Origin of the sequence: Enterococcus sp. DIV2419 (genome assembly GCF_051711865.1) — a bacterium.
In the GTDB taxonomy this organism is placed as follows: Bacteria; Bacillota; Bacilli; order Lactobacillales; family Enterococcaceae; genus Enterococcus; species Enterococcus faecalis.
Genome location: NZ_JBIONS010000001.1, coordinates 2230355 through 2245152, shown reverse-complemented (window position 1 = coordinate 2245152; position 14798 = coordinate 2230355). Strand labels below are relative to the sequence as shown.

Genomic DNA, 14798 nt, shown 5'->3' with positions numbered 1-14798 from the left:
CTTATTTATCCATTCCTTTCGTTTCAAACAATTCAATTCCAGGACCAGCAAAAGCTGGGACTAACTGCTCTTTTGAAAAATGTTCACTTAAAAATGTTTTTAATGCTTCTAAGTTTTTCTTTTCGACTAAGACCTTGACATTCGGACCTGCATCCATTGTAAAGTAGCAAGGAATTCCTTTGGCCCGTGCTTGGCGAACTAAAGTCATCGCTTGTAAACTGCCTGGGGACCAGTAAGTAAATGGAGGGACAGCGCCTAAGGTTGTTCCATGCATCCTTAACCCATTGGCTTCAATGATTTCTCCTAAACGAGGGAAGTCTTTTGTTTTAATTGCTTCATGAACTTGTGATAAATCTTTTTCCACATTGTCCAACCAACCTTGATAAAAGCTAGAAGTTTCTACTGTTCGTTTCATTCCATCACGGCTGGAAACATCTTTTTCGCCATCATTAATTAAGATAAAGAGCATGGCCAATTCGTTTTCCCAATTATTGGCTGGAATATTTTCAGCAAACGACGTTTCATCAGAGTGGCCTTTGTTCCATTGAGCAAAACCACCAAAAATGCTGCGACAAGCAGAACCTGAACCACGTCGCGCTAAACGTGATAAGTCTTTTGCTGAAAGATTTAATCCTAAAGCTACGTTACAGGCCCCAGCTAAAGCAGCTAGACCACTCGCTGAAGAAGCCAAACCGGCTGCAGTAGGCACAAAATTTTGACTTTCCACTTTTGCAAACCAAGTACAATCGGCTTGTTGACGAACAAGGTTCAAAAATTCTTTGACTTTTTTTGTTTGTTTTTCGTTTTGCAAGATACCATCTAAAATAAATACATCTTCTGAATAATGGGCATCAAATGTCACAGTTGTTTCTGTGTAAAAGGCATCTAATGTTAATGATAAACTACTATTCATTGGTAAAATGTATTCTTCATTGGCTTTTCCCCAATATTTAATCAGAGCAATATTTGTATGCGCTCGTGCTTTTCCTGAAAGCATTACTTTTTCACCTCTAATGATTGAATCCATGTAGCAACAGCTCCATTTTCTTCTAAAGTCTGTGCAATGGTTTGTGCGGTCTTTTTATTATCTGTTAAGGCAATCATACAGCCACCGCGACCGCCGCCGGTTAATTTTGCTCCTAGAGCGCCATGTTCTAGAGAGAGAGCCACTAGTCGATCCAGCATATCGTTGCTGACGGTTAATTGCTGGAGTTGCTCTTGCGCTAACGTCATTAGCTGACCTAATTTTTGTTTATCATCTTGTAAAATTGCCTGCTTCGCTTCTTTAGTAAAAGAACCTAATTGTTTCATTGTTTCAGCGATTGCTGTGGGATTATTTTGAGCTAGCTGCGCAATGTCTTTCACTGCTTCACGTGTTTGACCTTTAATTCCCGTATCAGCTACTACTAAGTAGGCATTAGATAAATTCATCGAGAAATGTGTGGGCGGAAATCCTCTAGTAAAAAATAAGGGATCAGCGCCGCTTGTTGCTGCGGCATCGATACCACTAGGATTGCCATGAGCAATTTTCTCACTTAAGGAAACAAGCTCAAACAATTCTTGATATGTATAAGCGTAATCAAAGTAATCAAAAAGGCTTCGAACGATGGCCACAGCGGTTGCTGCGCTTGAGCCCATTCCTCGTTCAGCGGGAATCGTACTTGTTAAGGTCAAAGTGCCTTTAAACGTATCTTCCTTTAAAAAATGTAAGGTTTGCTGAACAACTTCCTTGATATTTGCTAGCTCTTGGGGCACGTCTTCAAGCAATCCTGTAAAATATGCACAATCAATCTGCATAGTTTTTGCTGGGGTAAAGACGGCTGTGATTTCTGTCGCTTGAAAAGGAAAGGCGATTGCTGGTTCGCCGTAAACAACGGCGTGTTCCCCCATTAAAATGATTTTTCCCGTCGCTTGACCGAGGCCTTGTTTTTTTTTATTCATTCACTGACATTCCTTTTGAGTAGAATCGAGTATAGGACAAAAGACGTTCTTGGATTAGAAGAACGTTTGTCATAATCTCTTCATGATTTATAGGAAATGATTCCAAAAGTTTCTCTTGTTCCAAAAAAAGAGATTGCTTAACCTAAGATAGTTTACCTAAAAATAAGGGACAAGTAAAATGGTTCCGTTGGTTTTTCCAAAAAATTAATAACAATTTAATAAGAAAGAACCGACAGAACCAGTTATTCGGCTATTTTTTAAAATTTTCTTAGGTAATCACCAAACCAAGGGCACTTGCCAAATAAATGGCTTGTTCAGGGGTGACTTTAAGACCTGATAAATAGTTTGGTGAGAAAGTCAAGCGTTCAAAGGTGTTTTGGGAAAAATCCAATCCTTTTAAAGAAGTATTTAGCCAATTACTTTCGGTTAAATCGCAAGCTTCTAGCAGGAGTTTCTTCCAGGTGACCTCGAAAAATTCACTTTCGACTAAACGTGTCTGATTAAAGTGAACAAGATTAAAATTTGCAAAACGAAAAGAAGCATAATCGGCTTTGCAATCTTCAAATAGACAATCTTTTAAATAGCTATCTGCAAAATTCGTTCCTGTCAAATTGCAACGAAGGAAAGTCACTCGATGAAAACTGCCAGACAGCCATTCGACGTTAGAAAAATCGCAAGCTTCAAAACGCACATTACTACAATCAAAAGAAGCAAACTGGCCATTTGCTAATGAAAGATGATCGAAAACAGCATCCCGAAAGACTAAGTTACGAACTTCTTGATTCGGTAAATCAATCTGCTGATACAAATGATTTTCTAAGATTGCCTCATCTTCTAATTGACAGTTCGTTAATAGAGGAAGTTGTTCTGGTAGATTTGGTGGCAAGGGATAAGTTATTTTCATAAAACGCCTCTTTCTTCTTGTTGATTTTCAAAGGTTTCATCAATTGAGTAGGCCCGATTATAGAAACGTAGCGCAGTTGTGAAAACATAAGCGCCGGCAAAACCAAGTAAACTACCTAACACAATCCCGACTAATCGATAGTTTAAAAGATTACTAATGACTTGCTGTCGTGCAAGATTTGATAATAATAAGGACATCGGGGTAATAAAAAAGCTGGCAATCGCATAGTTTCTGTTAATGAATCCTTCAAAAGCTGCATATAGAATACTAATGATACCGATTGTTTGTAAAGGTGTAAAGGGAATCATTAATAAAATTGCAGAAAGCAACAAACCGAGACTCGTGCCTAGAATCCGTTGAACATTTCGCTGCATCACAGAATGTAAATTTTCCCCTTGTAAAATGGCTGCGCAAGTAAACGTCATCCAATAGGCGTTGACTAAATGAAGCGATTGGCTTAAATAAGCCGCTAAAAATAAAATGGCCGCATAATGCAAAGCATCTAATAAAGAAGCGGGATCGATATAAAGTCGTTCTTGAAGAGACATCCGTTTTTGAAAAACGTAGGGGCGCTTGTCGATGAAATGAAGCACAATGCCCATGATAATGCCGGTCACTACTCCTAAAAGAACAAAACTGGCCATGATGGGAATCTTATGTAAAGGAAAATTGTTGCTTGTTCCCATTGCGGTTGACATGATAACTAACAAAGCACCAGGCTTCTCAATGCCATACAATCTAAAAAGTAAGCGTGCAAGAAAAGCGACGATGGCAATTGTAATGGGAATCAACCAAGGTACATGGTGACTTAGCATTCCTAAGCTGTTGCCCAGAACAATAAAAAAGCCAACAATATTCAGTCTGCGCAATAATTGGGGCAAAGGAAGCGGCTGATAATAAATAAACGTATAAATGCCCATCGAACCAAAGGTCCCAATGAGTAAATTATTGGAAAAATAACCAATTAATAATGGAATTGCCATACAAATTGCGACACCAACTAACCGAAATAATTCGTCATTTGCTTTATCAATAGCAAACAAATCCTTTAAAAACGTAGAATTTTTCATATTTTGTCACTCCTTTACTTCCTAATTTACCATAATGTTTAGAAAACTGACAAAAGAATTGCAATAAAAGACAGGAAGAAAAAGAGTGGTTTCTGATAGGAAGAGAAGAAAAATTAAAAAAAGTTAACATTTTGACTTGCAATTTTAATATGAAAAATGTAAGATATATTCCATAGCAATAAATAATTATTAAATTCTGATTTTTCAGAAAATACAGATTGTATTATTTTAGGAGGCAACACTATGAAATTGAAAAAGTCATTAACATTCGGTGTGATTACATTATTTAGCGTAACAACTTTAGCGGCTTGTGGAGGCGGCGGAACGTCAGATAGCTCAAGCGCGTCTGGTGGCGGTAAGGCAAGTGGCGAACAAGTTTTACGTGTCACAGAACAACAAGAAATGCCAACAGCTGATTTATCACTAGCAACAGACAGAATTAGTTTTATTGCATTAAATAATGTATATGAAGGAATTTATCGTTTAGACAAAGATAACAAAGTCCAACCTGCAGGTGCAGCGGAAAAAGCAGAAGTTTCTGAAGATGGACTAACATACAAAATTAAATTAAATAAAGATGCAAAATGGTCAGACGGTAAACCAGTGACTGCTAATGACTATGTTTACGGATGGCAACGAACAGTTGATCCAGCGACAGCTTCTGAATATGCTTATCTGTATGCCTCTGTAAAAAATGGTGATGCCATTGCTAAAGGGGAAAAAGATAAATCAGAATTAGGAATTAAAGCAGTCAGTGATACAGAATTAGAAATCACTCTAGAAAAAGCAACACCATACTTTGATTACTTATTAGCTTTCCCATCATTCTTCCCGCAACGTCAAGATATTGTGGAAAAATATGGTAAAAATTATGCATCAAACAGCGAAAGTGCTGTCTACAATGGTCCATTCGTCTTAGACGGCTTTGATGGTCCTGGTACAGATACAAAATGGTCATTCAAGAAAAACGATCAATATTGGGATAAAGACACAGTGAAACTGGACTCAGTAGATGTGAATGTCGTGAAAGAATCACCAACTGCGTTGAACTTGTTCCAAGATGGACAAACAGACGATGTCGTTCTTTCTGGTGAATTAGCCCAACAAATGGCCAATGACCCAGCTTTTGTTAGTCAAAAAGAAGCATCAACACAATATATGGAACTAAATCAACGTGATGAAAAATCACCATTTAGAAATGCGAACTTACGTAAAGCAATTTCTTACTCAATCGACCGTAAAGCGTTAGTTGAATCAATCTTAGGGGATGGTTCTATCGAGCCAAACGGTTTAGTACCAGCAGATATGGCAAAAGACCCAAGTGGCGGCAAAGACTTTGCTAAAGAAGCAGGTAGTCAAATTGAATATGATACGAAAAAAGCTAAAGAATACTGGGAAAAAGCGAAAAAAGAATTGGGGATTTCAACATTAACAATGGATATTCTTTCTTCAGATGCAGATTCTTCTAAGAAAACAGTTGAATTTGTTCAAGGGTCAATTCAAGATGCTTTAGATGGTGTGAAGGTAACGGTTAGTCCGGTTCCATTCTCTGTTCGTTTAGATCGTTCAAACAAAGGCGACTTTGATGCAGTAATCGGTGGTTGGAGTGCTGACTATGCTGATCCAAGTAGTTTCTTAGACTTATTTGCTTCAGATAACTCATATAACCGTGGACGTTATAACAATCCAGAGTTTGACAAGTTAGTGAAAGCTGCAAGTAGTGCAGATGCGACAAATCCTGAAAAACGTTGGGATGATATGTTAAATGCAGAGAAAACGATTATGGGAGACATGGGTGTGGTACCATTATTCCAAAAATCAGAAGCGCATTTACGTGCTGAAAAAGTCAAAGATGTCGCAGTTCATCCTGCTGGCGCAACGTATGACTACAAATGGGCATACATTTCAGAATAACCTGACAAAAGATCGATAGCAAACAAAAAAGGACCTTTGCCATGGAATAAAAGGCAACGGTCCTCTTGCTATCTTGTCTTAGACCAAGTAAAATAGTAGAAAGCCTAAAGACAGAATCAGTAAGATGCCCCCAGTTTTTAGCCAGAAAGAGCGATGTGCATCGCCAATGACTGAAAGCGGGATAAACTCTTTCGGTTCATTTTTCTTTTTAAAACGAAACGCGTTTTTCATTGAGCGCTGAAAGTTATCGAAAAAGCCAGAGGACATAATCCATAAAGCAATGCCGATAATTAAAAAGAAAAGCGAAACGATAAAGAAGGTATCTGATAATGAGGAGGTAGTGATAGGTTCTTTACTTATTAATAAGTAAAGAAAAATGCCGATACTGGAAATAACGGCTGTAATAATTGGCCATTTAAAAGTTTTCATGTGTTCACCCTATCTATTATTGTGGTCTATCTAGTCATTACTTTAACGAAAATAACTGAGGAAGTCAAAAAAATCTCGGAGGTGTCATTATTGAATAGTTTTGGAAAATATTTTCTTAAACGGATCTTTTTCATGATTATCACTTTGTGGTTAATCGCAACGATTACGTTTTTCTTAATGCAATTATTACCAGGTACGCCTTATACCAACCAAGAAAAACTTAGTCCAGAAACAATCGCTATGTTGAATAAACAATCTGGCTTAGATAAACCAGTGATTGTTCAATACGGAATTTACTTAAAGAACCTGGTAACGGGAGACTTTGGTATTTCATTCCAATTTAAAAACCAACCTGTTGCTAAGTTATTAGCTGGTCGAATTGGGCCATCCCTTCAACTGGGAGGACAAGCGATTATCTTTGGTACGTTAGTCGGTATTTTATTGGGGATTATCGCAGCGATGCGTCAAAATACTTGGGTAGATACGTTGGCAACATTGTTAGCCATTTTAGGTCGTTCTATTCCAAACTTTGTTTTCGCGGTATTATTACAATACATTTTTGCAATGAAATTAAGAATCTTACCAATTGCTATGTGGAATGGTTTTGCCTACACAATTTTACCAACTATTGCCTTGGCAATGAGTCCAATGGCCGATTCGGCTAGGTTTATTCGAACCGAGATGGTAGAGGTCTTGCATAGTGATTATGTCGAATTAGCCAAAGCAAAAGGCTTGAGTCGCTGGCAAGTTGCATTCCGCCACGGGTTAAGAAACAGTTTAATTCCATTGATTACCTTATTAGGACCTTTAGCCGTTGGTTTAATGACAGGTTCTTTAGTAGTAGAAAATATTTTTGCCATCCCTGGAATTGGGGAACAGTTTGTAAAATCAATTATGACAAACGACTATCCAACAATTATGGCAGTAACTATTTTGTATTCAACAATGTTAGTTGTTGTAATTCTGATTGTTGACTTACTTTATGGTTTAATTGATCCAAGAATTCGCGTATCAGGAGGTGCAAAAGGCTAATGGAAACAGTCAATAAAAATAATCTACCACAAGCGATTAAAGATATTCCGGCAGATGAGTTTCAGCCTCTAAACACTTCAACTCTAAAAGAAAGAGAGCGTATCGCCACACCGTCTTTAAGTTTCTTACAAGACTCATGGCGTCGTTTGAAAAAGAATAAAGCTGCAGTTATCTCAATGAGTTTCTTAGCAGTTATTATCTTTATCTCTATTATTACCATTTGGGTTTCACCACATAACCCAACGAAACAAAATGTTTCTTACATTAACTTACCACCACGAATTCCTGGCTTGGAAAGCGTGAATGGTTTAAATGGTAAAACAACAGTTGCTGGTCAATTAGTTGATAAATATGCACAAGCAAACGTTCCAGATAACGTAAACTTTTATCTAGGAACAGATGGTTTAGGTCGTGATGTCCTAAGTCGTTTATTTATGGGAACACGTATTTCCTTGTTAATTGCGTTTATCGCGGCAATTCTAGATATTACGATTGGGGTAACGTATGGACTGATTTCTGGGTTAGTCGGCGGTCGTGTCGATACAGTGATGCAACGTATTTTAGAAGTTCTTTCTGGTATTCCTAACTTAGTTGTTATGATCTTGATGCTAACAGTCTTTGATCCAGGGATTGTTTCGATTGTTTTAGCCATGGTTATTACAAACTGGATATCAATGGCCAGGATTGTGCGAGCCCAGACCATGAAACTAAAAGACCAAGAGTTTGTCATGGCAGCAGAAACATTGGGCGAATCTCGTTGGAAAATTGCTATTAAACATATTTTACCGAATATCTCAAGTGTTATTATTGTCCAAATGATGTTCAGTATCCCATCGGCAATTTTCTTTGAAGCGTTCCTAAGTTTTATTGGTTTAGGCTTACGTCCACCAACCGCATCTTTAGGAACCTTGTTAAACGAAGGATACAAAACTTTCCGTTTCCTTCCATATTTAATGTGGATTCCAGCGGCAACACTTTCAGTTATCATGATTTGTTTCAACTTGTTAGCTGATGGTTTACGTGACGCATTTGATCCTAAGATGAAAGAGTAAGAGTGGTGAATGACTATGGAAAAAGTATTAGAAGTTAAAGACTTAAGAATCTCCTTTGATACATTTGCAGGTAAAGTCAACGCCATTCGTGGTGTGAGTTTTGATCTTTATAAAGGTGAAACGTTAGCCATCGTAGGTGAATCAGGGAGTGGTAAATCTGTTACAACCCGCAGTATTATGCGTTTGTTGAGCAGTAATGCCAATATTGATAACGGGAAAATTTTGTTTAAAGGACAAGATATTGTTCATAAAACAGAAAAACAAATGCAAGCCATTCGTGGTAAAGAAATCGCAATGATTTTCCAAGATCCGATGACTTCATTAGACCCAACGATGCCAATTGGCAAACAAGTGGCGGAATCATTAATCAAACATAATAAAGTCTCAAAAAAAGAAGGCTTAGCGCAAGCATTAGAATTACTAAAATTAGTCGGCATTCCTAATGCTGAAAAACGTTTGAAAAACTATCCGCACCAATTTTCTGGTGGACAACGTCAACGGATTGTCATTGCAATTGCTTTAATTTGTTATCCAGAAGTTCTAATTGCAGATGAACCAACTACAGCGTTGGATGTAACCATCCAAGCACAAATTTTAGAGTTATTAAAAGACTTACAAGAAAAAATTAGCACTTCGATTATTTTCATTACCCATGATTTAGGGGTAGTAGCGAACGTGGCTGACCGTGTCGCTGTCATGTACGGTGGACGTCTGGTTGAAGTGGGAACAGCAGAAGAAATTTTCTATAATCCACAACATCCATATACTTGGGGACTTTTAGGGTCAATGCCAACGATGGAAGGAACAGAAGACAAACTTTATGCGATTCCAGGTTCACCTCCAGATTTATTAGATCCACCAACTGGAGATGCCTTCTATCCACGGAATGAGTTTGCTTTAAAAATTGATACAGAAAAAGAACCACCTTATTTTGAAGTATCACCAACCCACAAAGCAGCAACGTGGTTATTAGCACCACAAGCACCAAAAGTTACGCCTCCAGCAGAGATTGTTCGTCGTTGGGCAATTTATGCAGAGCGTCAAAAAAATCCAGGAGGTAGTAATTAATGGCAGAAGAGAAAAAAGTCCTATTAGAAGTCACTGGTTTGAAACAGTATTTCAATGTTGGTCGTAAAGACGAAGTAAAAGCCATTGATGACATTAGTTTTCATATTTATGAAGGCGAAACCTTTGGATTAGTTGGCGAATCAGGAAGTGGAAAATCAACGACTGGTCGCAGTGTCATTCGTTTATATGATCCAACTGCTGGTGAAATTCTTTTCGATGGAAAAGACATTAGCAAAATTAAATCAAAAGCGGACATGCAAGCATTCCGCCGCGATGTTCAAATGATCTTCCAAGATCCATATGCTTCATTGAATCCAAGAATGAAAGTCAATGATATTATTGCTGAAGGAATCGATGTCAATGGATTAGCTAAAACACCAAAAGAGCGGGAAGAAAAAGTCAATGAACTTTTAAAAACGGTGGGATTAAATCCAAGTCACAGTACGCGTTATCCTCATGAGTTTTCTGGTGGGCAACGTCAACGGATCGGGATTGCTCGTGCTTTAGCGGTTAATCCACGTTTCATTATCTGTGATGAGCCGATTTCGGCTTTGGATGTGTCGATTCAAGCCCAAGTAGTAAACTTATTACAAGATTTACAAAAAGAACAAGGCTTAACTTACTTGTTTATCGCACATGACTTATCGATGGTAAAACATATTAGTGACCGAATTGGCGTAATGCACAGTGGGAAATTATTGGAAATGGGCACAAGTGATGATGTCTATAATTTCGGCGTTCATCCTTATACAGAAAGTTTACTTTCTGCGATTCCATTACCAGATCCAGACTATGAACGCACACGTAAACGGATCGTTTACCAGCCTGCAGCGGCAGATGGGAAAGATCGTGAGCTCCGTGAAATTCTCAATGGACACTATGTTTATTGTGCTGAAGACGAAGTTGCAATGTACCGTGAAAAAATTGAAGAGAAGAAAAGAAAAGCTGGTTTATAACCAGCTTCTTTTCTAACTATCTTGGTAGGGTGGTTATGAGATGAAGGCTCTGAAAGCTTATAAATACAGACTTTATCCAACCTCAAAACAAGAAGAGTTTATTCAAAAAACATTTTCTTGTGTTCGCTTGGTGTATAATTTAATGTTACAAGACCGGATTGATATCTACAAAGAGATGCGAAAAAATCCTCAACAAACGTTTAAAATGCCAACGCCAGCTAAATATAAGAAACAATACCCTGTCCTCAGAGAAGTTGATAGTTTAGCTTTGGCGAATGCACAAGTTTATTTGGATCGAGCCTTTAAAAATTTTTATCGGGAAAAAGGGATGGGCTTTCCAAAAAAGAAAAAGAAAGAAACGGTGCATTCCTACACTACGAACAATCAACATGGGACGGTCAAAATTTTGGATAATCGTTATTTGAAAGTACCTAAATTGAAATCTTTAATTAAAATGAAGGTACACCGCCAACCGCTGGGGGAGATAAAATCTGTAACTATTTCTATGAGTGCGAGTCACAATTATTATGTTTCCATTTTGTGTGAAGCGCCGATTGAAACGAAAACAAAGCAACAAAAAATGGTGGGAATTTGTAGCAGTAGGGAAAAATTTGCGCTGCTTTCGAATGGTGAAAGCTTCGAAAAAAGCTATTGTTCAAAGCATTTAAAGCAAAAACTACGTCAAGAAGAACGAAAATTAAACAAGCGTAAAATGATTGCTTTAGAAAAAGGTGTCGATCTTTCGCAAGCAAAAAATTATCAAAAACAAAAAATAAAAGTCGCAAAAATTCGCGAAAAAATAGCCAACCAACGGACGGATATTTTAAACAAAATTACAACGGAATTGGTTTCAAGTTACGATGTTATTTGTATTGAAAAAGCCCATCACAGTAATGAGCGGCCGCCAAAACATGATCGTTCTGAACTAGCTTGGTCTTTATTTTTAGCTAAACTGTTGTATAAAGCACAATGGTATGGCAAAGAACTCATTTGTATTGAGTCAGAGGAGATCGAAACAGAGTTGTCTTTTTCTGAAAGTACAGAAAATTCAGAGTATCTTAGAAGCAAAAAAATCTTAGAACGTGGCTTGTCTAAACGAGAAACCTTATAAATAGAAGAACTGTAGGGACTACAGGGATCGCCTAGGGGATAGAAAATGTACACCATGTGTTGAACCATTTGTTTCTAGGAAGTCACATTGGGACAGTCCACTAATTATTAATGATCAAAATACGAGTTCAAACGAATCTAGTGCTAGATTCGTTTTTTTTTGAGGAAATATATTGACAACTAGGATAATCTAAGGTAAACTAGTGAAGTTGAGAAATGAAAGCAGAAGCACCCGCTTCTCGCCTTAGTTGAGTATATCGCTGGGCTAGATAAAGTATTCCTTATTTTTTTAAGTAAGGCAGACTGTTGGCGGGTTCTGGATAGGAACCTGTTTTTTTATTGCATTTAGCAAACAAAGCAGACTTCCGTTAGGATTTTCTCTTAAAAATTTTGGAGGTGAATGACCATAGCAAAGGATATGATGGTTAACGACGGCATTCGTGCACGCGAGTTACGTTTGATCGGACAAGATGGTGAACAATTAGGTGTAAAAACCAAAGCAGAAGCATTACAAATCGCTGAATCTGCAAACTTGGATTTAGTACTTGTAGCGCCAGGAGCGAAACCACCAGTTGCGCGAATTATGGATTATGGAAAATTCCGTTTCGAACAACAAAAGAAAGAGCGTGAAGCTCGCAAGAAACAAAAAGTGATCAACGTCAAAGAAGTTCGTTTAAGTCCAACAATTGACGTAAATGACTTCAATACAAAACTTCGTAATGCGCGTAAGTTCTTAGAAAAAGGAGACAAAGTGAAAGCTTCTATCCGTTTCAAAGGCCGTGCCATTACCCATAAAGAGATTGGTCAGAAAGTTCTTGATCGCTTAGCTGAAGAAACTGCGGACATCGCCACAGTGGAACAAAAAGCGAAAATGGACGGACGCAGCATGTTTCTAACGCTGGCACCGAAAAACGACAAGTAAACGAAGAGACCGAACATTCGGACTTTTGGTAATTTCTACAAGAAGGATATTCGACAGTTGTGACTGTTAGAGTCTTTCACTTGAAGCAAAGATTTTGAGGAGGAAAATTAGTCATGCCAAAACAAAAAACACACCGCGGATTAGCAAAACGTGTAAAACGTACTGGTGGAGGCGGCTTAAAACGTGGCCGTGCCTTTACATCTCACCGTTTCCACGGTAAAACTAAAAAACAACGCCGTCAATTGCGTAAAGCAAGCATGGTTGCAAAAGGCGATTACAAACGTATCCGCCAACAATTAGCAAGAATGAAATAAAACAACTCGGTGACTTTTAGATTACCGTCAAGAGAAACAAGATATTAGGAGGAATTCAACATGGCACGTGTTAAAGGTGGAACAGTAACCCGTAAACGTCGTAAAAAAGTCCTTAAGTTAGCGAAAGGCTACTACGGATCAAAACATACTTTATTTAAATCAGCAAAAGAACAAGTAATGAACTCTTATTACTATGCATTCAGAGACCGTCGTCAAAAGAAACGTGACTTCCGTAAATTATGGATTGCACGTATCAACGCGGCAGCTCGCATGAATGGCTTAAGCTATTCTAAATTAATGCACGGTTTGAAATTGGCAGAGATTGATATCAACCGCAAAATGTTAGCTGACTTAGCCGTTAACGATGCAGCAGCATTTACAGCGTTAGCTGAACAAGCAAAAGACGCTTTAAGCAAATAAGCTTAAATAATCTTTCACACCCTACTCCTTGAGTAGGGTGTTTTTTTATCTTTATTTAAATAGCCAAATATTATCATGCTTAAAAATAATTTTAATAAAATTATATAAATAATTAATTATAATTAATGTTTGTTGTTTTTATTTATCGAATAAAAACAACTAGGAGATGTTAATTTTAATCAATAAATATTTTTATTTATTTCAAAGGTTTTATAGCTGATTTTTTAAAGGTTAATTACTATTTCATTATTTTGAATATTGTGATAATATTTTAAATGATTATATTTATATTTTTTGAATTTTAGATGATAATGTTTTATTGGAGATGTATGAAGTTTATAACTAATTAGGAGGGATTTGTTGAAACAATTTCTAACGCTTGTTGTTTTAATTTTTGTTTTAGGAATCTGTTGGCTGAAATTTCTAGATGTAGAAAATATAAAGTCAGAATTAAGTGTTAATAAAAGCCAAACTGCTTTTCATAGTAATTCAGATGTGTATGCTCAGTTAGATGTTGAGGGCACAAGTATTCATTATCCTGTAGCACAACATTTAACAGAGGATAGTTATTATCTTACGCATGATGTTGATCATAATGAAACCATTTATGGTGCGGTTTTTACTGAGGGAGTCAATAGGAAAGATTTTAAGGATCCTGTCACGATTATTTATGGACATTCTACGAGAGATGGATCGATGTTTGGAACACTATCGAATTTTGCAGATACAAATTTTTTTGAGACGAATCGTAGAATTACCATTCGAACACAGCAAGAAGTGATTGAGTATGAAGTTTTTGCAGCCTATCGTTTTACAGATGAGCATTTGTTTGAAACGTATCATTTAGGGGATTTAAAGGCTGTGAATGATTACCAGAAAAGGATTGAGGAATATTCAAAACAAGCACAAGGCCATTATCGTAAATCTGTTGCCCAAACGCACGGGAAACTTTTGATATTGTCGACTTGTGATGAAAAAGATGGGGAGAGAAGGTTTGTTGTTCATGCAAGAGAAAGGGAACGGAACAAAAGTGAAGAGTAGTCTAGGGGAAGGAATAAAGAAATTTTATTTTACTCTGTATGTTGTAGGAGTAATGTTTTATGGAATGGGAAGTTATTTATTTTTAAATGGAATAGTTACTTCTAGACTAGAAGACTCATTTAATAGAATTATTAGTTATGGGATTGGTGTAACATTAGTAAGCCTAGGCGTAGGTCTTTTCCTGTATTTATTTTATCTATTTTATCGTAAGGTATCTTCAAAGAAAAAAGTACGACGAGCTTTAAAAAATTATTTGTTGGTGATGCTTCTATCAGGAGTTCTTCTAGGGCTATTGGGAGAAATGCTCTACCGTACAACAGAAATTTCCTATGAAGGGACAAAGCGTTTAATTTGGATATTAACGACTTATATACAAGGAAGTGCACGGTTTATTTTTCTTTACTATTGCTTAGAAAACTTTTTAAATGAATCATTTTGTTGGAAAAATCGGTTATTTAGACAATTGTTGTTGGGGGTTTTCTTTTTATTAAGTATATCTATAGGGATACGAATATTTTTACCGAGTATTAGTCCGATAGTCATGTTTCTAACAGATATAGTTATTTCAATTGGAATTGTTTATAAAGAGCTATTTCAATCAAAAAAAAGGGAGTAGGGGTAAAAA

The 14798-nt window shown here is 37.1% G+C and carries 16 protein-coding genes and 1 other annotated feature; of the genes, 11 read left to right on the top strand and 5 right to left on the bottom strand.

All coding sequences use genetic code 11. The annotated features are described in order from the left end of the window. Nucleotide 1 precedes the first annotated feature (1 nt). The 4 genes from mvaD to IGI97_RS10595 form a co-directional block, all read right to left on the bottom strand. Nucleotides 2–997: a diphosphomevalonate decarboxylase gene (gene mvaD, locus IGI97_RS10610; protein ID WP_438738818.1), complete on the bottom strand. Its 996-nt coding sequence runs from the start codon at nucleotides 995–997 to the stop codon at nucleotides 2–4. After that, entirely contained in the window at nucleotides 997–1941 is a 945-nt protein-coding gene (gene mvk, locus IGI97_RS10605; RefSeq protein WP_438738596.1) for a mevalonate kinase, read from the bottom strand. Before mvk ends, mvaD begins: the two co-directional genes overlap by 1 nt. 268 nt (nucleotides 1942–2209) lie before the next feature. After that, on the bottom strand, nucleotides 2210–2845 hold the full coding sequence (locus IGI97_RS10600) for a pentapeptide repeat-containing protein (protein WP_002355781.1): 636 nt from the start codon (nucleotides 2843–2845) through the stop codon (nucleotides 2210–2212). Next, nucleotides 2842–3915 carry an FUSC family protein gene (locus tag IGI97_RS10595; RefSeq protein WP_002355782.1) on the bottom strand — a complete coding sequence of 358 codons (1074 nt, stop codon included), beginning with the start codon at nucleotides 3913–3915 and terminating at the stop codon, nucleotides 2842–2844. Before IGI97_RS10595 ends, IGI97_RS10600 begins: the two co-directional genes overlap by 4 nt. 243 nt (nucleotides 3916–4158) lie before the next feature. Here IGI97_RS10595 and opp1A point away from each other — a divergent pair, with 243 nt between their 5' ends. After that, complete coding sequence (gene opp1A / locus IGI97_RS10590; RefSeq protein WP_010816372.1) at nucleotides 4159–5829, top strand: oligopeptide ABC transporter substrate-binding protein Opp1A; 1671 nt, start codon at nucleotides 4159–4161, stop codon at nucleotides 5827–5829. Between the two features lie 78 nt (nucleotides 5830–5907). Here the strand turns inward: opp1A and IGI97_RS10585 are convergent, their stop codons facing one another. After that, nucleotides 5908–6258 (bottom strand): DUF3899 domain-containing protein, encoded by a 351-nt coding sequence (locus tag IGI97_RS10585; RefSeq protein ID WP_002355784.1) that lies wholly within the window; start codon nucleotides 6256–6258, stop codon nucleotides 5908–5910. A 90-nt stretch (nucleotides 6259–6348) separates the two neighbouring features. On the opposite strand from IGI97_RS10585, the gene opp1B reads away from it, so the two are divergent. The 10 genes from opp1B to IGI97_RS10535 all read left to right on the top strand — a co-directional run bounded on the left by opp1B (nucleotide 6349) and on the right by IGI97_RS10535 (nucleotide 14789). Then, nucleotides 6349–7290, top strand: a complete 942-nt coding sequence (gene opp1B / locus IGI97_RS10580) for an oligopeptide ABC transporter permease Opp1B (protein ID WP_002381304.1) — start codon at nucleotides 6349–6351, stop codon at nucleotides 7288–7290. Continuing rightward, nucleotides 7290–8342 carry an oligopeptide ABC transporter permease Opp1C gene (opp1C, locus tag IGI97_RS10575; protein WP_002355787.1) on the top strand — a complete coding sequence of 351 codons (1053 nt, stop codon included), beginning with the start codon at nucleotides 7290–7292 and terminating at the stop codon, nucleotides 8340–8342. Before opp1B ends, opp1C begins: the two co-directional genes overlap by 1 nt. Before the next feature lie 9 nt (nucleotides 8343–8351). Further along, nucleotides 8352–9410, top strand: coding sequence for an oligopeptide ABC transporter ATP-binding protein Opp1D (gene opp1D, locus IGI97_RS10570; protein ID WP_307890227.1), 1059 nt, complete (start codon nucleotides 8352–8354; stop codon nucleotides 9408–9410). Then, nucleotides 9410–10366 (top strand): oligopeptide ABC transporter ATP-binding protein Opp1F, encoded by a 957-nt coding sequence (gene opp1F / locus IGI97_RS10565; protein WP_002355795.1) that lies wholly within the window; start codon nucleotides 9410–9412, stop codon nucleotides 10364–10366. The genes opp1D and opp1F overlap by 1 nt, the downstream gene beginning before the upstream one ends. A 40-nt stretch (nucleotides 10367–10406) precedes the next feature. Further along, nucleotides 10407–11477, top strand: coding sequence for an RNA-guided endonuclease TnpB family protein (locus IGI97_RS10560; protein WP_438738593.1), 1071 nt, complete (start codon nucleotides 10407–10409; stop codon nucleotides 11475–11477). A gap of 213 nt (nucleotides 11478–11690) precedes the next feature. Then, nucleotides 11691–11822, top strand: a sequence feature (ribosomal protein L20 leader region). Between the two features lie 54 nt (nucleotides 11823–11876). Further along, nucleotides 11877–12398: a translation initiation factor IF-3 gene (gene infC / locus IGI97_RS10555; RefSeq protein ID WP_002355797.1), complete on the top strand. Its 522-nt coding sequence runs from the start codon at nucleotides 11877–11879 to the stop codon at nucleotides 12396–12398. 113 nt (nucleotides 12399–12511) lie between these two features. Beyond that, the gene (gene rpmI / locus IGI97_RS10550; RefSeq protein WP_002355798.1) at nucleotides 12512–12712 is read left to right on the top strand and encodes a 50S ribosomal protein L35; all 201 of its coding nucleotides are present in this window, start codon (nucleotides 12512–12514) and stop codon (nucleotides 12710–12712) included. Between the two features lie 60 nt (nucleotides 12713–12772). Beyond that, a complete protein-coding gene (gene rplT / locus IGI97_RS10545) occupies nucleotides 12773–13132 on the top strand; it encodes a 50S ribosomal protein L20 (protein ID WP_002355799.1) in 360 nt (119 codons plus the stop codon). A gap of 360 nt (nucleotides 13133–13492) precedes the next feature. Further along, a complete protein-coding gene (locus IGI97_RS10540) occupies nucleotides 13493–14173 on the top strand; it encodes a class B sortase (protein WP_163327450.1) in 681 nt (226 codons plus the stop codon). After that, nucleotides 14136–14789, top strand: a complete 654-nt coding sequence (locus IGI97_RS10535; RefSeq protein WP_010824460.1) for a hypothetical protein — start codon at nucleotides 14136–14138, stop codon at nucleotides 14787–14789. Before IGI97_RS10540 ends, IGI97_RS10535 begins: the two co-directional genes overlap by 38 nt. The last annotated feature ends 9 nt before the right edge of the window (nucleotides 14790–14798 follow it).